The organism is Amycolatopsis vastitatis, assembly GCF_002234595.1.
In the GTDB taxonomy this organism is placed as follows: Bacteria; Actinomycetota; Actinomycetes; order Mycobacteriales; family Pseudonocardiaceae; genus Amycolatopsis; species Amycolatopsis vastitatis.
Genome location: NZ_NMUL01000030.1, coordinates 84,779 through 103,264, shown reverse-complemented (window position 1 = coordinate 103,264; position 18,486 = coordinate 84,779). Strand labels below are relative to the sequence as shown.

Here is an 18,486-nt window from a genome sequence, read left to right as displayed (position 1 = left end):
TGTTCAGGAATCGAGAACGCTGAGACGTTTTCCGTCCCACGCCACCGGCATGGGATCACTGATGGCGCCGACGAAGCCGGTTTCGCCGCGGTTGTGGAACGCGAGCAGCACCCAGCGTCCGTCGGACCGGCGGCGGATGAGGCGGCCGCTGTAGAAGCGGTCGTCGGTGACGGGTTCGGCGGCCGCGATGTCGAACGGCCCGAGCGGGCCGCCGGCCGGGGCGGCCCAGATCCCGCCGGTCGTGCCGGTGGCCCGGCGGTCGGCCGAGGCGTGCTCGGCCAGGCAGGAGAACAGCAGCACGGGGCGGCCGTCCACCACCTCGGCCTGCAGCACCTCCAGCTGCCCGAACCCGCGCGGCCCGGGCGTGGTCAGCGGCGGGCGCAGCTGCCAGTGCCGCAGGTCCGCGGAGACGGCGTGGCCGACGACGCCGCGTTCGAACGGCTCGCCGGTACCGGTGCGGGCGGTGATGAGCATGTGCCAGCCGTCGCCGTCCGGGTCGGCGAAGACCCACGGGTCGCGGAACGCCTCGTCGTGCCAGGCGGCGTCCAGGGTCTCGTACCAGCGGGGGTCGGCGGCCAGGACCGGGTTCTCCGGAGACCGTTGCCACGTAACAAGATCCGGTGAGGTGGCGTAACCGATCCGCTGGACGTTCTTGCCGCCGGGGGCGCGGGTGGCGCCGGTGTAGAACAGGAACCACGTGCCGTCCGGGTGCCGCACCACCGAACCGGTCCAGGTCGCCAGGTCGTCGAACGCCGGGGCGTCCGCGCGGACCAGCGCGTCCTCGATCCGGGTCCAGTGCACCAGGTCGGCCGAGACGGCGTGGCCGATCGAGGCGCGGTAGTGGCGGGCTTCGGGGTCGTGCAGGGCGCGGGAGGCGTAGAGGAAGAAGAGGTGGTAGCGGTCGCCGTCGTCGGCGAACCAGAAGTCCCAGACCCAGGAGTCGGGCAGCGAAAACATGGAATCCTTTCGAAGAGCCGTCATTCCTTGACACCGCTGGCCGCGACACTGCTGACGAACGCGCGCTGGAAGGCGAGGAACACCACGAGCACCGGCAGCGTGATCATCGACGTGTAGGCCATGACCTCGCCCCAGGCGGTGTTGTCCTGGAAGAAGTACTGCATGCCGACCATCACCGGCCGCAGCTTCTCGTCCTGGACGACCATGCTGGGCCACAGGTACTGGTTCCAGGCCGGCAGGAACGTCAGGATCGCGACGGTGGCGAACGCCGGTCCCGACAGCGGCACGGCGATCCTGCGGTAGATGGTGAACCAGCCCGCGCCGTCGATCCGGGCCGCCTCGTCGAGTGCGGTGGGGATGGTCGAGAAGTACTGGGTGAACAGGAAGATCGAGAAGCCGTTGGCGATGAACGGGATGATCTGCACCTGGTAGGTGTCCAGCCAGCCGAAGTCGTACACGATCCGGCCATTTTGGAACAGCAGGGTCGGCAGCTGCGAGACCCAGTAGACCATCGGCACCGCGATGGTCTCGAACGGCACGATCAGCGTGGCGATGATGACGCTGAGCACGACCCCGCGGCCGGTCCAGCGCAGCCGGGAGATCGCGAACCCGGCCATCGAGTTCACCACCAGCCCCGCCCCCACGATCACCACCGTGACCAGGACCGAGTTGAGCAGGAACCGCCCGACCGGCACCCGGTCGAACACCGCGGAGTAGTTGCCGAAGCCGATGTCGCCCAGCGGCAGGAACGCCCGCCACCCGCCGACGTCGGACAGGATCTGGCCGTCGGGCTTCAGGCTGGAGACGAACATGAACACCAGCGGGAACAGGAAGAAGACGGCGAGTCCGATGAGGACCAGGTAGGTCCAGACGCGCCGGCGACGGCGCAGCACGCGCTCGTCGACATGTCCTTTGTGGATGATCATGGCTCAGTCCTTGTCCCGGGTCAGGAAGCGCTGGACCAGCGCGACGATGAGCACCAGCACGAAGAACACCAGTGACAGGGCCGAGCCGTAGCCGATCTGCTGCTGGTGGTAGCCCATGCGGACGGCGTGGTAGACGAGCGTCGAGGTGGAGTCCACCGGGCCGCCCTGGGTCATCACGTCGATCTGCACGAACAGCCCGAGCGCGGCGATGGTGATCGTGATCAGCACGAACACCCGGGTCGGGCGCAGGCACGGCCAGGTCACGTTGCGGAACTGCTGCCAGGTGCCCGCGCCGTCGATCCGCGCGGCCTCGTACAGCTCCTGCGGGATGGTCTGCAGCCCGGACAGCCAGATCAGCATGTGGAAGCCGACCGCCTGCCAGATGGACAGCACGATGATCGCGGTCAGCGCGGTGCTGGGATTGTTCAGCCACGCGGTGCCCTGCCAGGCGCCGAAGGTGATCGAGTCGATGAAGGAGTTGATCAGCCCGTCGGGCTGGTACATGAACTTCCACAGGATCGAGACCACGACGATCGAGGTCACGACCGGGATGAAGAAGATGACCCGGAACGCCACCGCGCCCCGGATCTTCCGGTTCACCAGAATGGCCAGCAGCAGCCCGAACCCGGCCTGCACCGGCACCACGACCGCGGCGAAGCAGAACGTGTTCACCAGCGAGCGGAGGAACGTCGGATCGGCGGTGAAGGCCCTGACGAAGTTGTCGAGGCCGGTGAAGGTGGTCGGCTCGGGCGAGACGAGCCGGGCGTTGGTGAACGACAGGACGAACCCGAGGATCACCGGGACGATCAGGAACGCCAGCAGCAACAGCACGGCCGGGGCGGCCATGGCCAAGCCCGCGCGGCGCTGGGAGCGCCGTTCGTGGCTGATCTTCCGTCCGGTGACGGGCTGGGGAGCCGCGCTCACGGCGCGGGTGTCCGGCGAGATGGTCGCCGTCATGGGAGGAGCCTTCCCTCTCGGCCCGCCCGGCGGGTGCCGCCGGGCGGGGTGCGACGAGCTAGAAGCCGTAGCCGTTCTGGGACTTGATGTCGGTGTCGATCGCCTGCACGGCGGTGTCGAGCGCCGGCTTGACGTCGGCGCCGCTCATGATGTCCTTGGCCGCCTTCTCGAAGGTCGAGGAGATCACCGGGTAGCCGGGGGTGGCCGGCCGGGCGAGGGCGAACTTCTGCGACAGCACGGCGAACGGGTGCAGCGGAGCGCTGTCGCCGAAGTACTTCGACGCGGCCGCGGCCGCCGTGGTGCTCGGGATGACCACCTGGCTGTCGGCGAAGGCGGTGAGGTACTTGTCCTGGAAGCTGAACTTCAGGTACGCGCGGGCGCCGTCGGTGCTCTTGCAGCCGGCGGAAATGCCCCACTGCCAGGAACCGCCGCCGATCTTCGGGCCCTTCCCGAAGTCCACCGGCGGCAGGATCAGCAGGTCGTTGCCGACGCTTTCGAGCGCGTCCTTGGCGTTCCACACGCCGGTGTAGCTGAGGGCGACCTTGTTGTCGATGAACCGCTGGTTGCCGACCGGGCCCGCGTTGTCCGCCCAGCCGTTCTTGAACGCCTGCTGGAACCAGGTGAAGAACTTGACCGCGTCCGGACCGTTCAGCACGCCGTCGGCGGATTTCATGGTGGCGCGGTTGATCAGGTCGCCGCCGGTGCTCTGCAGCATCGGCGAGTACGCGTACGACCACCACTCGCCCTTGTCGGCGGCGCCCAGGTCCAGCGGCGTGGCGTAGCCGTTCGCCTTCAGCTTGGTGACGGCCGCGTCGAACTCGTCGAGCGTCCACGGCTTCTCGGCGGTCGGGATCCGGATCTGGTTCTTGTCGAGCACCGACTTCCGCGCGAAGATCGACAGCGCGGCGTCCCAGTAGCCCGCCGAATAGACGGTGTCCTTGTAGCGGCCGACGGTCGTGGGCAGCAGCGTCTTGATCAGGTCGTCCGGCAGTCCCAGCGGCTGGAGGTAGCCGGCCCAGGCCCAGTTCGGCATCACCGGGCCGTCCATGTCCAGCAGGCAGGGCAGCTTCCGCGCCGCGGCGGCCGCGGTGATCGCGTCGTTGTAGGAACCCTGCGGGAAGTTCTGCTGGACGATCTTGTACTGGGTCTGGGAACTGTTGAAGTCGGAAATGATCCGCTGGTAGACCGCCAGCTCGCCGGGGTTGCCCGCCGAGTGCGTCCACATGGTGATTTCACCGGGTCCGCCGGACGCCGAAGCGTCCTGGCTCGCGCGGGCACAACCGCCCAGCGCGAGCACCGCGGAAAGGCCTGCCGCTACCATGATGGGGAGGGATTTGCGTTTCACCGTACAATCTCTTTCTCTGTTGCGGAGCGCGACCGGCCGTCGCCTCCGTGCCGGATGGCAGCGCCAACTGCCATGTGGGATGCAGTGAGAAGTGCGGTCCGCCGTCAGCCGCCGAACGCGGCCGGCGGCGGGCCCACCGAAGCCCGGCGGATGACCGGGCACGGCATGAGGTGCGGTTCCGCCGGGTCGGCCGGCCGCAGCCCGAGCGCCACCTCCATCGCCCACCGGCCCATTTCGTAGTGCGGGAGCGCGATCGTCGTCAGCGGCGGATCGAGCTCGGCCGCGACCAGCTGCTGATCGTCGTAGCCGACGATCGACAGATCATCGGGCACCGAAAGACCCCGGTGGTGTGTGGCCGCGTAGGCGCCCATCGCCATGCGGTCGTTGAAGCAGAACATCGCGGTGGGCCGTTCTTCCGCCGGCAGATCCAGCAACCGCCCGGCGGCTTCCCGTCCACCACCGGCCACCGGCTCGGCACGGGCGTGCAGGACGGGGTCCGCCTCGATCCCCGCCTCCGCCAGCACCTGCAGATACCCCTCGTACCGCAGCGGCGAGGCGACCAGCTGGAACCGCTCCTCGGCATCCAGGAAGGCGATCCGGCGGTGCCCGGCGGCCACCAGTTCCCGCACCGCGGCCACCCCGCCCGCCCGTTCGTCCGGGACGACCGCGGCCCGGCCTCCCGCGGCCGGGGCGCAGTCGAGCAGGACGGCGTCCCCCGGCAGGCCGTCCGGCACCTCGACCACCCGGTGCCACATGCTCGCGTAGATCATGGCGTCGACCTGCTGGCCGCTCAGCGCGTTGAGCGCCTGCCGCTCGGCATCGGCATCCCCCTCGGTGTCGACCAGGACGACGAGGTTCCCCTGCTCACGGGCCACGTCGTTGGCCCCGGCCAGCATCCGCCCGGCGAACGGCGTGCTGGCGATCGTGTCCGAGATCAGGCCGACCATGCGGGTCCGCTGCGTCCGCAGGCTCCGCGCCACCGAGTTCAGCTCGTAGCCGACCTCCTCGGCCGCCTCGCGCACCCGCCGCTGGGTCTGCGGCGACACGCGCGCCGCGTCCCGCCCGCTGAGCACCATCGACACGGTCGCCGTGGACACCCCCGCACGGGCAGCCACGTCGGACATCCGGACCCGGGCCATCGCGGCGCCCTCCTTCCCACCTCCGCGGCGTTAATCGATTAACGGGAGGTTACGGGAGTATGCAGCCCCGCCGTTCACCCGTCAAGGGGCCGCCGAGACGCTGCGACAGCCCCTCTGCGAGATCCTCGCCCGAGCCATCGGCAGCACGCGGCCACCGTCAGGTGGTCTCCCGGCGCAGGGCGGCCGCCGGCCACTATGGGATCTCGAGTGGCTCGAGGGTCAAGGGGCCCAGTCGCCTTCCCGGAACCGGCGCCACCGAACGCGATCACCGCCGTGGCGGTGATCGCGTTCGGCTTGACTTCGCAGCGGGGCCTAGAGACCCATGCCGGCGCCGAGGGTGTCCAGCGCCTTGCTGACCAGGGCCTGGGCATTGGCGTTCAGGTTGGCGTTGGTGCCGTTCACGACCCAGGACGGACCGGAGAGGATCACCACGGTCACGCCGTTGTCGACGCCACCGGTGGTGCCGCTGCTGGGGATGCCGAGCAGCGAGGCGGACTTCACCGACGCCTCGCCCAGTTCGCGGGAGTCGTTGTCCGAGGTGGTCTGGTCGTTCCCGGTCTGCGTGTCGCCGAAGATCGCGCCGATGACCTTGCTCTTGTAGAACATCAGCGCGAACTGCCTGCCCTTGATGCCGTGTTCCTTGTAGAAGAAGTGCGGGCAGGGGGATTTACGGTCGTAACAGTCGTCGCCCAGCACGTAGAACGGCACGTGGTGCGCGGCCAACTGCTTGCCGTTGCTGTCCTGGAAAGTCGTCTGGCCCTGGTGGTCGGGATCGGGATCGGGATCGCTGCCGTCGTCGTCGACGGCCAAGCTCGAACTGTAGGCGTAGACGCCCGGCGTCACCTGGTACACGTTCACGTTCTTGGCGCGCGTCATGGTGTTGATGTGGGGCTTGGAGTTGACCTTCTTCGCGGTCGTGCTGTTCTTCTTGACACCGGCCAGCACCTGGGCGGCCGTGTACTTCGGGGCGGCCGCGTCCGACGTGGCAGCCGTGGCGGCGTCGGCGGCGTTGACAGCGAGCGGCGCGGTGAGCGCCAGAGCGGCGGCTACCGCGGAGAAGCGCCTGCGGGATGACATGGCGAGAACCCTCCATCGTTAGTTAGGAAAGTTGCCTAACAGATGGAACCACCTGAACCCCCTGCCACGTAACAACTTTACGAAGATTTTAGAGGAATGTCCCAGCCTCCGGGGCACGCGGGGCAGCCCGGCCGGTGTTCCGGGCGCCGCGGCGCTCGTTGACCACCGCGGGGCGCACTCCGTAGGTTCGATACCGAACGAGGAGGTCCGGGATGAGTCACCTGGTGCGATTCGCCGACGGAACCGGCACCATCCGGGTCGGCCTGCTCACCGATGAGCAACTGCGGCCGCTCGCGGTCGAATCGATGAGCGACCTGCTGCGCCACCCCGTGGCGGAGATCCGCGAACTCGCCGCCGCCGCCGGGGAGCCGGTGTCCGCGGCCGGGGCGCGCCTGCTGCCGCCGCTGGACGGGCGGATGGAGGTGTGGGCCGCCGGGGTGACCTACCTGCGGTCCGAGGAGGCCCGCCGCGAAGAGAGCGCCGACGAGGACGTCTACGCGCGGGTCTACCGCGCGCAGCGGCCGGAGCTGTTCTTCAAATCGGCCGCGTGGCGCGTGGTCACCGACGGCGAGCCCATCGCCATCCGCGCCGATTCCGCCAACAACGTGCCGGAGCCGGAACTCGGCCTGCTGCTGACGAGTGGCGGGGAGATCGCCGGATACGTGGTGGTCGACGACGTCAGCTCCCGCAGCATCGAAGGCGAGAACCCGCTGTACCTCCCGCAGGCCAAGATCTACACCGGTTCGTGCGCGGTGTCGGCGCGGGTGCGGCCGGCGTGGGAGGTGCCGGACCCGCTGTCGCTCGGCCTGCGCATGCGCATCCTGCGCGGCGGTCACGAGGTGTTCGCGGGCGAATCCAGTACCGCCCAGCTGAACCGCAAGCCGGCCGGGCTGGTCGAGTACCTGTGGCGGGACAACGACTTCCCCGACGGCGCCGTGCTCTCGACGGGCACGTCCGTCGTGCCGGGGCTCGATCAGGGGCTGCGGCCGGGCGACGTGGTCGAGATCGAGATCGGGGAGGTCGGGTCGCTGCGCTCCCCCGTGGTGCTGGGCGCGGACGAGGTGCGCCGGGTGCTGGCGGCCCGCTGAGGGCCTCGGGAGCGCTGCGCCGCACCTCGGACGGCGAGCGGCCGTCGGTCCCTGTTTCGCGCTCCACGGGAGGGCGGGGATCACGTAGTGTGCTATCGCCCTGCACGACCCTCTGGACAGGAGACGACATGCACTTCGCGAACGAAGAACACCAGGGGCCGCGGCGAGTGAAAGTGCTCGACCGTGAAGATGTCGGCTTCGTCGTCGACGAAGGCAAGAGCTTCGGCTCCGGCAACGCCCACGTCTATTGCGTCGGAGTCCACTTCCCGGACACCGGCGAAGTGAAGTTTTACGACAAGAGCAAGGTCACGACGGTCTGACGCCGCCGCGGGAGCGTGTCGTCCGGCGCTCTCCCGGCTCCGGGCACGTAGGCTCAGGGGGAACACGCCCGGTTGAGTGCCGCCGCCCGCGCGTCCTCGCCGGCCGGAGCCGATCCCTTCGCCGTCGGCGAACCAGACCGGCTTTCGAAGGGAACAGCACATGCAGATCCAGATCAGCACGGACAAGAACGTCCACGGCAGCGACGAACTGATCCAGCGGCTCGAGGCCGAACTCCAGTCGACGCTGTCGCGCTTCAGCGACCACATCACCCGCCTGGAAGTCCACTTGAGCGACGAAGTTTCAACCGGTGCGGGCAGCGTGGACCGGCGCTGCGTGATCGAGGCACGCCCGGAGGGCAGGCCGGCGGTCGCGGTCACCCACCACGCGGGCTCGGTGGACGAGGCCTGCCACGGCGCCATCCGCAAGCTCGAGAGCGTGCTCGAGACCAAGTCCGGGCGGACGGACCACCGCAAGGGCGGGGACTCCATCCGGCACATGACGGAGGACGGTCCCCGGTGAAGCGCCCGGCCGCGCCGCGCCGCTGACGGACGGGCCGCCTCCTGGCGGCACGTGGACGCCGGCAGCCACACGCACCGGCGCCTTCACCCGGCAAGGCTCCGCCGGGGCGGGGTGACCCGCCCCGGCGGAAGAGCGTCAGCTCGCCCGGACGCCCGACTGCGCACGGACCACGGTGACCGCGGTCAGGCGGTTGTCCGCCGCGTGGTTGTCACCGTCGTAACGGCCGTCGATGTTCGCCACCACCTCGAACTCCGCCTGGCCCGCCGCCGCGTCGGCCGCGGTGTAGGTGTAGGCGAACGGGAAGTCCACCCGGCCACCGGCGGGCACCCACTGGGTCAGCGTGCCCACTTCCTGGTAGTAGCCGCTGTCGGTCTTCCTCCTCAGCGAGACGACGACCTTCTCGTCGTAGCGGTTGTTCACCACCGACACCTTGACCGGCTTGGTCTGGCCCACCCGTGCCTGTGCGGGCATCGACAACCCCGTCAGTGTCACGTCGTGCGTCTCGACGTGCAGCGTCTGGGAACCGGTGCCCGACCGGCCGTCGTCGGTCGTCGCGCTGATCTCGACGCGGTAGTCGCCGTCGGCGGCGTACCGGTGGGTCACCTGGGTGTTGTTCCCGGTCAGGGTCACCGAAGTGCCGTCACCGAACCGCAGCTCACCGCTGACCAGAGGACGACCGAGGCGGTCACCGGGGTTCACCGAAAAGGAGACGTCGTCGAACACCGACGGGGTATTGGGCCAGGTGTTCGCGTTCGGCGTCAGCGCCGGCGCGGTCGTCAGGCGGATCTCGTACCAGGACGCGCCTTCCGCGTCGTCGGCCACCCGGATCCAGTACTGCTGCCCGGCGGTGGCGGTGAACACCGGCCGCTTGTTGCCGCCCCCCGCCGACACGCAGTCCACTTCGGACAGTGCGTCGCGGGTGGCGCCCCGGTAGACGGTGACCGACGGCGACCAGCGCGAGCGCGCCTCCACGCTGATCGACCGGGTGCGGTCCGGGGTGTACCGGTACCACACGGAGTGGTCCGCGCCGGGGTCGCAGGTCGGCGCGGCCTCGCCCGGCTCGGCCGAAGACCGCGTCAGGTCGCCCGAGTACGTCCCGGGCAGCGTGGCCGGCGTGGCCGCCGCGAAGTCGTCGTTGGGCTCCCGCGGGACGGTGGCGAGATCCAGCGTGGCCTGCTGGCCGGCGCCGGAGTACTGCTGGAACAGCATGATGTGGTACGTCTGCCCGGCGGTGACCGGGAAGGTCGTCGACGGCCCGGTGTTCCACGCCGCGCAGGCACCGGGGACCTGGGTCAGCGCCCCGCGCTCACCGGTGTACACGGCGACGAACGGCAGGGTGCCGGTGCTCGACGGCAGTGCCCGGACGAACCCGTCCGAGGCCGCGGTGTAGTCGTACCAGACGCTCCACGCGACGTAGGAGTTGCACGACGTCGGGTCGTCGGCGCTCGCTGTGGCTTCCCCGATGTCCTGGGTCGCCTTGAACGGCAGGGCGGTGACGGCGGTGGCGGTGCCGAAGTCGTCGTTGGACGGCGCTGCGGCGTTCGCGGTCGCCGGCGTCGCCAACGCGGCCGCGACGGCGAGGCCGGCGACGAGCAAGCGCCGGAAAGCGTGCTGCTTCATTGAAGTTCCCCCTGGCTCAGACGGCAACGATGCGCGTGGCGCGCGGATTCACGGTCGTGGCGATGGCGATCACTTCGTTGTCCACCGGCCGGGCATCGTTCACCGGGTAGTCCAGCCGCACCTCGGCGCGGAAGGCGACCTTGCCCATGGCCGCGTCGTCGGGGCTGAAGGTGTAGGAAAACGGGAACCGCACCGTGCGGGTCGGCCGCGCGGGCACCTCGATGGTGAGCCGGCCGACCTCCCGCCAGAACGTGCCGTCGTGCTTGGACAGCACGACGGTCGCCGTTTCGGTGTACCGCGTGTTGGACACGTCGACCGAGATCGGCTTGCTGTCGCCCTCCCGCGCCGAGGCGGGCACGGAGAACTTGGCGATCCCGACGTCGTGCGTGGTCACCACGACCTGGACCGGCTTGGTGGCCGTCCGGCCGTCCGGCGACGTCGCGTGCATGGTGGCGGTGTACGTGCCGTCCTTGGCGTAGCGGTGGGAGACGGACTGGGTGGTGGCCGGGGCCGTGGCGCCGTCCCCGAAGTCCCAGGCCACGGTCATCGGCTTGTCGATGTCGTTCCAGGACTCGGCGGAGAACGAAACGTTGTCGTAGACCGACGGGTACGACGGCGACTGGTAGACCGACGGGTCCAGCGCCGGCGCGTCGTCGAGGGTCAGCGTGATGGGCTCGCGGGCGTCGGCGGGCCCGGTGACGCGGACGTAGTAGGTCGTGCCGGCGGCGGCCCGGAACGCGGTCGGCTGCCCGTAGGAGTCCGACTTGCAGGCGACCTGCTTCAGCTCCGGCAGGCTCGCCCCGGTGTACACCGAGACGGCCGAGCCGTTCCCGACGGTGCGCGCGGTGAGCGACCTCGTCTGCCCGGAGTTCGTGTAGGCGTACCAGACCGAGGGGACGGTGTTGCCTTCGGACTGGCAGGTCGACCCGGGCTCGTCGGCCTCGAAGGAGGCCACCGAGAAGTCCGGCTGCACCGAGAACGGCAGCGCGGGCACGGGCTGCGCGGCGGCGAAGTCGTCGTTGGCCGCGGGCGCGACGGAGTCCAGCGCGAACGAGAGCGCGCCGCCCGGGGCGTCGTAGCCGGAGACCATGAAGGAGTACGTCGTGCCGGCGGTCGCCCGGAACGTCGTGGTCGCGGCCGTCCCGGTGTCACAGGCGATGCCCTTGAGATCGCCGCGGGTGCCCGAGTGGACCGCCAGGATCATCGAGCGGTCGCTGCCCTGGGTGGTGGCGCGCAGGTACCCGTCCGCGGTGGCGGTGTAGCGGAACCAGACGCTGCCCTGGACGTCGTAGGACTGGCACCAGGACGGGTCGTCGGTGGCCTTGGTGGCCTCCCCGGTGTCCAGCTGCGCGGCGAACGGCAGGGCGGTGACGGCCGCCGCCTGGTCGAAGTCGTCATTGGACGGTGGCGCGGCGTGCGCGACACCCGGTACGAGCAGCGCGAAGGCCGCGGTGAGCGCGGCGGCCAAGGCGATCCTGCCGCGCGATCGCGAAAACAGCAGCACGAGTAGTCCCCCCAGAGGTGTGTTCCGTCCCCACGCACGCGGTGGGAATCCCCGCCGGGCACATCGACGGCCCGCGGCCGGATGTGACCGATCCGGCGGGAATTACCCCGGATGTCGCAACCGTGCTACGGCGAGTAGACCGCGGGAGCGGACCACCGGCACCCCGCGGTCCGCCTTTGAGACGCAGCAGTTCGCTGGGGCCTCACATGCCGTAGCCGAGTTCCTCGGTGGCGACGGCCCAGAACTGGTTCTCGTCCGCGACGGCGTCCGCGTCGACCGCGCGGATGGCCTTCAATGCCTCTTCGCCGTTGGCTTCGAGGGCTTCGTCGTCGTCCTCGTCGATGGACTTCGCCCGTTTGCGCGCGGCCACGTACGCCGCCGCGGACTCGGCGAACTGGCTCAACGACCGGTTGACCAGGCCGACCGATCCGTCCAGGACGAGCACCTCGCCGGTCGCCCGGTCGACCACCAGCGCTTCGACCTCCGGGTCGTCGACCAGCACCGCCAAGGTCCGGCCGTCGTGGGAACGCTCCGGATAGGGCGCGTTGGTCCACGTGCCCTCGAACGGCACCTTCGTGCGGGCGACGGCCCGCATCGCGTCGTCGATCTGCTGATCCGTAAGCACCCGCAGAGCATGCCATCCGCGGCTCCTCCGGGCGTCGGCCGGTCTCGCGTCTGATCAACGGGAAACGACAGCGATACCGCCGGGATTGCGTACCGCGACGGTCGCGACGACAGCGCCGCTCACCGCGTCGATGACGGACACCTCGTGACTGTGCCGGTTGCTGACGTACACCCGGCCGGCGTCCGGCGACACCGCGATGCTTTCCGGGCAGTGCCCGACCGGCGTCCTCAGCACGACCCGCCTCTCGACAGGGTCGAGGGCGACGACGCTGTCGGAGTAGTACTGCGTGACGTAGAGCAGATCCTCCTTCGGTGCGACGGAAAGCCCGTACGGTCCCCGTTCGACCGGAATCGTCGCGACGACGGCGTGGACGGCCGGATCGATGATCGTCACCGCGCTGTCGTCGTCGCCGGTGTTCGTCACGTACACCCGGTCGCCGCGGTGGCCGAAGGCCACGCCGTTCGGCTGCCGGCCGACATCGAGCCTGGCCACGACCTCGTTCACCCGCGCGTCGATCACGGAGACGTCGTGGCTTTCGTAGTTGGTCACGTAGACCAGGGAGCCGTCCGGAGACACGGCTGCCGAGGCGGGATTCGATCCGACCCGGACCGCGCGGACGACTCGTCCGGCACGCAGGTCGACCACGGAGACGTCGTCGCCCACGTAGTTGCTGACGTAGGCCCGCTCGCCGCCGGGAGCGATGGCGATTCCGCCGGGCCTGCCGCCGACGGGGATCTCCCCCACGACGGCGTCGTTCGCCGTGTCGATGACCGACACCGTGTTGTCGTCGAAGTTCGTGACGTAGGCGCGGGCGCCGTCCGGCCCCACCGCCAAGGCGAACGGTCTCGTGCCCACCTCGATTTCGGCCAGGACAGCGGGTCCGGCGCCGATGACCGACACGGCGCCGGTGTCCATCCCGGCCACGTAAACGCGGTTCACGACCGTGCTCCTTTCCCGGCGGTGATCAGCTGGCCCGCGGCCAGTTCCCGGTACAGCTCGTCGGATTCGACCAATCCGCGATGAGTGCCGACGGCCCGGATCCGGCCGGCGTCCAGGACGACGATCCGGTCGGAGTTGACAACCGTCGACAGCCGGTGCGCGACCACGATCACGGTGGTGCCGGCCGCGATGTCCTCGATCGCTTCCCGGAGCGCCGCCTCGTTCGTGGCGTCGAGCTGCGAGGTGATCTCGTCGAGCAGCAGCAGCCGTGGCCGGCGGAGCAGCGCCCGGGCGATCGCCACCCGCTGCCGCTGCCCACCGGAAAGCGTGGTGCCGCGGTGCCCGACGACGGTGTCGAGGCCGTCGGGCAGCTGATCGAGCAGCGTGGTCAGCCGGGCCCGGCGCAGTACGGCGCGGATCTGCTCGTCGGTGGCCGCAGGCGCGCCGTAGCGAAGGTTGTCCCGCAGCGTGCCGGCCAGCACCGGAGCGTCCTGTTCCACGTAGCCGATGGCGGCCCGCAGCTCGTCCAGCGGCCATTGCCGGACATCCCGCCCCTCCACCGAGACGTGGCCGCGCTGTGCTTCGTAGAAGCGTTGCAGCAAGGCGAAGAACGTGCTCTTGCCCGATCCCGACGGCCCCACGATCGCGGTCATGCCACCGGCGGGCACCTGGACCGTCACGTCGTGCAGGACCGGCGTCTCGGGCAGGTAGCCGAAGGTCACGCCGGTGAAGGCAACCGCGACCGGCCGGTGGTCGGCACCCGGCGCCACGTCATCGCGGCCGGCGGGTTCGCGGGGCATCGCCTCGACCTCGGTCAGGCGCCGGACCGCGGCCAGCCCGGCCTGCCACTGCGCCACCGACGACACGACCTGGCCGATCGGCCCCGAGAGGTACGTCAGGCACAGCAGGAACGCGATGAGCGAGGACAGGGTCAGTGCCCCGGCGCCGACACGGGCGGCGCCGATGCCGAGCACCGCGATGAACGTGACCTGCGTGGACAGCGTGCCGGCGACGCCGACGACCGCCTGCAACCCGGCCACCCGCAGGCCGTGCCGCCACGCCTCGGCCGAGGCGTCGACGGCCCGGGTCAGCTCACGGCGTTCGGTGCCGTTGGCCTTGACGGTCCGGAAGGCGCCCAGCGCCCGCTCCGTGACCGCGGCCAGCCGGCCGATCGCCACCTGCATCCGCTGGTTGGCGGCGGCGATCCGGGGCATGGTCGCCGCGAACACCAGACAGGACAACAGGAGCACGCCGGCGGTCACGCCGACCAGCACGAGGTCGGTCGAGGCCAGCAGCGCGATCGCGCCCACACCCATAACCAGCCCGGTGACGGCGTTGACGACCGCGTTCGCCGTGACCGACCGCAGCAGGGTGACGTCGGAGGTCAGCCGGGACATCAGGTCGCCGGGCTGGAGGCGGTCCATCGCACCCACCTTCAGGCTCAGGATCCACCCGCTGAGCTGGTCCCGGATGCGGCGGACGACGTTCTCGCCGGTGCGTTCGAGCAGATAGCGGCTCCCGGCCGTGAGCACGGCACCCACGATGGCCGCGCCGGCCAGCAGAAGCACCGGGCCGAGCAACGCTCGCTTCCCGAGCAGCGAGTCGACCACCACCTTCGCCGCGAGCGGCAGCACGAGTCCACTCGCCCCGCCCAGCAGGCCCAGCACACCGCCCGCCAGCACCGTCCGCCAGTGCGGCCGGAGGTGGGCCAGCAGATGCCGCCACGGCGCTTTGTTCCCGGTCAATTCGGCTCCTTCCCCTGGATCACCATGTGATCGGCAATCGGGTCACGCCCTGCAGCGACAGCGCCGGCTTGACCGGGAGCCCGTCGGCAGGCCCGGCGAGCCGCAGTGTGGGCAGCCGCGTGAACAGGCTCGTGAGCGCGACCTCGATCTCGGTACGGGCCAGCAGGTGGCCGAGGCACTGGTGCACGCCGTGGCCGAAGGCGAGGTGACGGTTCGGCCGGCGACGAAGGTCGAGGCGGTCGGCGTCGGCCATCGCCTCCCGGTCCCGGTTCGCGGCGGCGAGCAGCACGACGATCCCGTCGCCGGCCTTGACGCTGCGGCCCCCGATCTCGACGTCCGCGGTCGCCACCCGGCAGACGGGATCCGCGACCGTCACGTACCGCAGCAGCTCGTCGACGGCCGCCGTCGGATCCGTGTGCAGCCGGGCCACCTCGTCCGGATGGCTGAGCAGTGTGAGGACGGCCAGGGCGAGGGTGTTCGCGGTGGTCTCGTGCCCGGCGATGATCAGCATGAATACCGTGCCCAGCGCCTGCCGCTCGGTCAGCGCGCCGGCCGCCACCTGCCGGGCGAGACCGCTGAGCAGGTCGTCGGCCGGGGCGTCCCGCTTGTCCCGCAGCAGCTGCTCGATCCGGTTCCGCAGCACCTTGAAACTGGCGCCGACCTGGTCGATGTCCTGCATCGGCCACGTCATGTTCGCCGCGAAGAAGGCGCGGTCGGCGGCCGGGACGCCGAACACCTCGCACAGCGCCAGTGCCGGCAGCGGAACCGCCAGCCCGGCCATGAGATCGGTTTCCGGGCCGTTCGCGATCACGGCATCGAGCAGATTGTCCACAGTGGACTGGATGTGCGGGCGGAGCGCCCGCGTCCGGCGCACGCTGAAGTACGGGATGACCATGCGCCGCAGGCGCGCGTGCTCCGGATCGTCCATCTCCACGAACGTCAGTACCGGCCGCCGCTGCTCGGGATCCGGCCGAGAAGCACCCGGCGGCAGCGAGAGCTCGGGATGGTGGGGGTTCAGGACGTCGGAGGAGACCGCGGGATGCGCCAGCAGCGCCCGCACCTGCTCGTACCCGGTGACCGCCCACACCGGGCTGCCGTCACGCAGCCGAGCCCGGGCCAGCGGCCCCTCGGCCCGCAGGGCCGCATAGCCGTCGGGTGGCTGGAAGGGACAAGCCCGCGGCATCGGCAGCTCCGGGGCGCTCATGCCGGGACCTGCAGCAGCGGCCGGTGATACCCGGGCGGGCTCGGCTCGTCGACCTCGCGGCCCTCGGCGACCACCCACGCGTGCGCGCCGAAGGGCGGCAGCACCCGAACCCCGACGCACCAGGTGGGCCAGCTGCCGTGGGTCCGGCACAGCAGTGCCGTGGCGATCGACCGCGGCAGGCAGCCCTTCGGCGCGGCACAGGTCAGGCTCGTGTTGGTGACCACCGCTCGCGCGTGGCTCGCCTCCGTGTACGTCGCGGGCCGGGCCCCCTCGCTGAGCTTCGCCAGCACGGCGGCGATCCGTTTCGGCGACCGCCGGGCCAGGATCATCGCCGCGGCCACCGCGGCGCGGGCGGCGAGCCGATCGCGGCGGCGGAAGGCCGCCGGCGTCATCGCCATCGTCGGGTCGTAGCTCATGCCGGCTCCCCCGCGACCAGGATGCGTCCGTCCAGCAGCCGGACGATCATGTCGTGGATGTCCCGCTCGGCGTCCTCCCGGCTCACCGTGAATTCGCTCGCCAGCCGGTCCGCCGCCGGGCCCAGGTCCTCGGACTCCAGCGCCGCCCGCAGCACGATCGCGCCGGTGGGATTCAGGTTCCAGTACTGGCCACTGGCCTGGTTCAGCAGGGCGATGCCGTACTCCGTCTCCGCCATTGAGATGTCAGGCGCCAAGTGGTACATCGATGACCTCCTTGCTGGTGCGTAGCCAGGCCTCGCAGCACAGCGTCGGCTCGACCCGGCGGTGCTCGACCACGACGTCGATGGGCCCCTGGCAGGCCGCCAGGAACCGCACGGGATCGATCAGCCCCAGCCGGCCGAGCACGCTGTCCTCCGCCAGCCCGACGATCTGATCCCGGTGTTCCCTGCTCCCCAGCACCGCGCTCGCCGCCGTTTCCGCTTTCGTGGTGCGGCGCAGCGTCACCTCCGGCACGACACCCCGCATGGCGTCGACCAGCAGTGGCTTGTACCGGGCCGGGTCGTACCGGTCGACGGCCCGCGCCGACAAGGCCGCCTCCATCACCCGGTCGTCGAAGAACGGCGCGGCCAGGATGACGCCCTGCTCGGCGGCGAGCTGCTGGAAGCCCCTCGTCGCCTGGCTGCCCATGTGGACCTGCGTGAGGTTGTGGTGCACGCCGCCCTCCGCCGCGAGCGCCGGCTCCGCGTCGGCTGCCCGGCGGATTTCGTCGACGGCCATGTCCAGCGCCTCGCGGGTGGCCCACGTCGGCAGCGTCGGGTGCATGTCCCAGCCGACCAGCGGAGCGTGGATCCCGGCCCCGTTGCGGTCGAGCCCGTCGGCGATCTCGCGCAACCACGAGCCGTAGGTCGACCCCGATCGCAGCTCGCGGACGACCTGCCGCAACGGCCAGCGATTCCGGGTTGCCGCCGCGCGCAGCAGCCGAGCGCCGCGGGCGGGCGACCTTCTCACCACGGAACGCAGCAGGCTCGGCATGGCCGTGCACATCTCGTCGCCGCCGAGCCCGGTGAGGTGCACGGCCGGTGAGTGGGCCTCGCCCCGGTCGATGATGTGCCGCATCCGGCTCCGGTTGTGCAGGGCGAGGAACGGATCGTCGAACGGCTCCGGCGCGGTCAGAATGCCGTGGTAGACCAACGGGCACTCGTCCGCGGTGATGACCTCGTGCCGCAGGCTGTGCCCGTCCTCGGTCAGCGCCGCGACCGTGCGGCCGGCCCACAGCACGTCGTCGTCCATCGGGTCCGGCTGCGCCGAGGTGATCGCCATGACGTCGGCGCCGTTGCGCACCGCGAGGGAGCACAGCGACGACGAGTCGAGGCCGCTCAGGTGCGACACCACCCTGCTGCCGGCCGGGGCCCGCACCGCCACGGCCTCCACGAGGGCCGAGCGCAGCGCGGCCACGCTCTCGGCACGGGGGCGCTCGGCCGCCGGCAGCCGCCACCAGCGCCGCTCCGTGGCACGGCCGTGAGGATCCAGTTCGACGCAGTACGCGGGTCGGACCGCGGCCACCCCGTCCCAGGGAGCCGACCAGCCCAGCGGCCATGGCGCCACGGGAAACAGCAGCCGGGTGGCGATCCGGGCCGGGATCAGGCTCGATCGGGTGAGCGCGGCGAGCACGATCGCGCGGTCGCTGACCACGGAAACGCCGTTCACGGTGGCGCGGTACATCCGGCGCACGCCGGACGCCGTGCCGCGTGTGTGCACCGCACCGCGGACGGATGCCAGAACGAACGCGCTGCCGGCGACCCGGATGGCGTCGGCATCGCCGATCGCGCGCATCCTTCCTGCGTGTTCGGCCAAGCTCGCCTCGGTGGCCGCGTGCTCGCCACAGACCGCGACCACCGCGTCCCGGCGGCGACCTGACACCAGCAGGCCGGGCAACCAGGTGCCGACCAGCCACGGCCGCCCCGACGGGTGAGCGACCTCGGTGGCCGGCCCCAGTGTTTCCCGCACCAGGCGGGCAACGGCGATGCTGTCCTCGATGTCCGGAAGAACCACGAACCAGGCAGCCGGTGGCGAAAACAACGTGGGATTCCTTTCCGACGGTGGA

At 70.7% G+C, this 18,486-nt stretch carries 18 protein-coding genes; 3 read left to right on the top strand and 15 right to left on the bottom strand.

The window, feature by feature from the left end:
* Positions 1–3 precede the first annotated feature (3 nt).
* From CF165_RS27315 to CF165_RS27290, 6 genes are all read right to left on the bottom strand, one after another.
* The gene (locus CF165_RS27315; protein ID WP_093950429.1) at positions 4–957 is read right to left on the bottom strand and encodes a glycoside hydrolase family protein; all 954 of its coding nucleotides are present in this window, start codon (positions 955–957) and stop codon (positions 4–6) included.
* A gap of 20 nt (positions 958–977) precedes the next feature.
* Positions 978–1,883 carry a carbohydrate ABC transporter permease gene (locus tag CF165_RS27310; protein WP_093950428.1) on the bottom strand — a complete coding sequence of 302 codons (906 nt, stop codon included), beginning with the start codon at positions 1,881–1,883 and terminating at the stop codon, positions 978–980.
* 3 nt (positions 1,884–1,886) lie between these two features.
* On the bottom strand, positions 1,887–2,840 hold the full coding sequence (locus CF165_RS27305) for a carbohydrate ABC transporter permease (RefSeq protein ID WP_093950427.1): 954 nt from the start codon (positions 2,838–2,840) through the stop codon (positions 1,887–1,889).
* A 58-nt stretch (positions 2,841–2,898) separates the two neighbouring features.
* On the bottom strand, positions 2,899–4,185 hold the full coding sequence (locus CF165_RS27300; protein ID WP_240521816.1) for a sugar ABC transporter substrate-binding protein: 1,287 nt from the start codon (positions 4,183–4,185) through the stop codon (positions 2,899–2,901).
* 104 nt (positions 4,186–4,289) lie between these two features.
* The gene (locus CF165_RS27295) at positions 4,290–5,324 is read right to left on the bottom strand and encodes a LacI family DNA-binding transcriptional regulator (RefSeq protein WP_167441578.1); all 1,035 of its coding nucleotides are present in this window, start codon (positions 5,322–5,324) and stop codon (positions 4,290–4,292) included.
* A gap of 312 nt (positions 5,325–5,636) precedes the next feature.
* Positions 5,637–6,401: a glycoside hydrolase family 75 protein gene (locus tag CF165_RS27290; protein ID WP_093950426.1), complete on the bottom strand. Its 765-nt coding sequence runs from the start codon at positions 6,399–6,401 to the stop codon at positions 5,637–5,639.
* Between the two features lie 212 nt (positions 6,402–6,613).
* Here CF165_RS27290 and CF165_RS27285 point away from each other — a divergent pair, with 212 nt between their 5' ends.
* The 3 genes from CF165_RS27285 to CF165_RS27275 all read left to right on the top strand — a co-directional run bounded on the left by CF165_RS27285 (position 6,614) and on the right by CF165_RS27275 (position 8,329).
* Positions 6,614–7,489 carry a fumarylacetoacetate hydrolase family protein gene (locus tag CF165_RS27285; protein ID WP_093950425.1) on the top strand — a complete coding sequence of 292 codons (876 nt, stop codon included), beginning with the start codon at positions 6,614–6,616 and terminating at the stop codon, positions 7,487–7,489.
* 128 nt (positions 7,490–7,617) lie between these two features.
* On the top strand, positions 7,618–7,809 hold the full coding sequence (locus tag CF165_RS27280; RefSeq protein WP_093950424.1) for a hypothetical protein: 192 nt from the start codon (positions 7,618–7,620) through the stop codon (positions 7,807–7,809).
* Positions 7,810–7,969: 160 nt separating this feature from the next.
* On the top strand, positions 7,970–8,329 hold the full coding sequence (locus CF165_RS27275) for an HPF/RaiA family ribosome-associated protein (protein ID WP_093950423.1): 360 nt from the start codon (positions 7,970–7,972) through the stop codon (positions 8,327–8,329).
* Between the two features lie 135 nt (positions 8,330–8,464).
* Here CF165_RS27275 and CF165_RS27270 read toward each other — a convergent pair whose 3' ends face one another.
* From CF165_RS27270 to CF165_RS27230, 9 genes are all read right to left on the bottom strand, one after another.
* Entirely contained in the window at positions 8,465–9,949 is a 1,485-nt protein-coding gene (locus CF165_RS27270; RefSeq protein WP_093950422.1) for a PKD domain-containing protein, read from the bottom strand.
* Positions 9,950–9,965: 16 nt separating this feature from the next.
* The gene (locus CF165_RS27265) at positions 9,966–11,453 is read right to left on the bottom strand and encodes a PKD domain-containing protein (protein WP_093950421.1); all 1,488 of its coding nucleotides are present in this window, start codon (positions 11,451–11,453) and stop codon (positions 9,966–9,968) included.
* 202 nt (positions 11,454–11,655) lie between these two features.
* Positions 11,656–12,078 carry an SUKH-4 family immunity protein gene (locus CF165_RS27260; RefSeq protein ID WP_240521815.1) on the bottom strand — a complete coding sequence of 141 codons (423 nt, stop codon included), beginning with the start codon at positions 12,076–12,078 and terminating at the stop codon, positions 11,656–11,658.
* 54 nt (positions 12,079–12,132) lie between these two features.
* Positions 12,133–13,017: a YVTN family beta-propeller repeat protein gene (locus CF165_RS27255; protein WP_093950420.1), complete on the bottom strand. Its 885-nt coding sequence runs from the start codon at positions 13,015–13,017 to the stop codon at positions 12,133–12,135.
* Positions 13,014–14,762: an ABC transporter ATP-binding protein gene (locus tag CF165_RS27250; protein WP_093950419.1), complete on the bottom strand. Its 1,749-nt coding sequence runs from the start codon at positions 14,760–14,762 to the stop codon at positions 13,014–13,016. Before CF165_RS27250 ends, CF165_RS27255 begins: the two co-directional genes overlap by 4 nt.
* 19 nt (positions 14,763–14,781) lie before the next feature.
* Positions 14,782–15,966: a cytochrome P450 gene (locus tag CF165_RS27245; RefSeq protein WP_093950418.1), complete on the bottom strand. Its 1,185-nt coding sequence runs from the start codon at positions 15,964–15,966 to the stop codon at positions 14,782–14,784.
* Entirely contained in the window at positions 15,963–16,382 is a 420-nt protein-coding gene (locus tag CF165_RS27240; protein WP_093950417.1) for a lasso peptide biosynthesis B2 protein, read from the bottom strand. Before CF165_RS27240 ends, CF165_RS27245 begins: the two co-directional genes overlap by 4 nt.
* Positions 16,379–16,645 (bottom strand): lasso peptide biosynthesis PqqD family chaperone, encoded by a 267-nt coding sequence (locus CF165_RS27235; RefSeq protein ID WP_093950416.1) that lies wholly within the window; start codon positions 16,643–16,645, stop codon positions 16,379–16,381. The genes CF165_RS27240 and CF165_RS27235 overlap by 4 nt, the downstream gene beginning before the upstream one ends.
* Positions 16,626–18,461 carry an asparagine synthase-related protein gene (locus CF165_RS27230; RefSeq protein WP_143268682.1) on the bottom strand — a complete coding sequence of 612 codons (1,836 nt, stop codon included), beginning with the start codon at positions 18,459–18,461 and terminating at the stop codon, positions 16,626–16,628. The genes CF165_RS27235 and CF165_RS27230 overlap by 20 nt, the downstream gene beginning before the upstream one ends.
* Positions 18,462–18,486: the final 25 nt, after the last annotated feature.

Bases quoted from the DNA above. Each gene is read 5' to 3' on its own strand.
- CF165_RS27285 (WP_093950425.1), top strand. From the start codon at position 6,614: ATGAGTCACCTGGTGCGATTCGCCGACGGAACCGGCACCATCCGGGTC.
- CF165_RS27270 (WP_093950422.1), bottom strand. From the start codon at position 9,949: ATGAAGCAGCACGCTTTCCGGCGCTTGCTCGTCGCCGGCCTCGCCGTC.
- CF165_RS27315 (WP_093950429.1), bottom strand. From the start codon at position 957: ATGTTTTCGCTGCCCGACTCCTGGGTCTGGGACTTCTGGTTCGCCGAC.
- CF165_RS27275 (WP_093950423.1), top strand. From the start codon at position 7,970: ATGCAGATCCAGATCAGCACGGACAAGAACGTCCACGGCAGCGACGAA.
- CF165_RS27290 (WP_093950426.1), bottom strand. From the start codon at position 6,401: ATGTCATCCCGCAGGCGCTTCTCCGCGGTAGCCGCCGCTCTGGCGCTC.
- CF165_RS27235 (WP_093950416.1), bottom strand. From the start codon at position 16,645: ATGTACCACTTGGCGCCTGACATCTCAATGGCGGAGACGGAGTACGGC.
- CF165_RS27245 (WP_093950418.1), bottom strand. From the start codon at position 15,966: ATGAGCGCCCCGGAGCTGCCGATGCCGCGGGCTTGTCCCTTCCAGCCA.
- CF165_RS27295 (WP_167441578.1), bottom strand. From the start codon at position 5,324: ATGGCCCGGGTCCGGATGTCCGACGTGGCTGCCCGTGCGGGGGTGTCC.
- CF165_RS27280 (WP_093950424.1), top strand. From the start codon at position 7,618: ATGCACTTCGCGAACGAAGAACACCAGGGGCCGCGGCGAGTGAAAGTG.
- CF165_RS27310 (WP_093950428.1), bottom strand. From the start codon at position 1,883: ATGATCATCCACAAAGGACATGTCGACGAGCGCGTGCTGCGCCGTCGC.
- CF165_RS27240 (WP_093950417.1), bottom strand. From the start codon at position 16,382: ATGAGCTACGACCCGACGATGGCGATGACGCCGGCGGCCTTCCGCCGC.
- CF165_RS27305 (WP_093950427.1), bottom strand. From the start codon at position 2,840: ATGACGGCGACCATCTCGCCGGACACCCGCGCCGTGAGCGCGGCTCCC.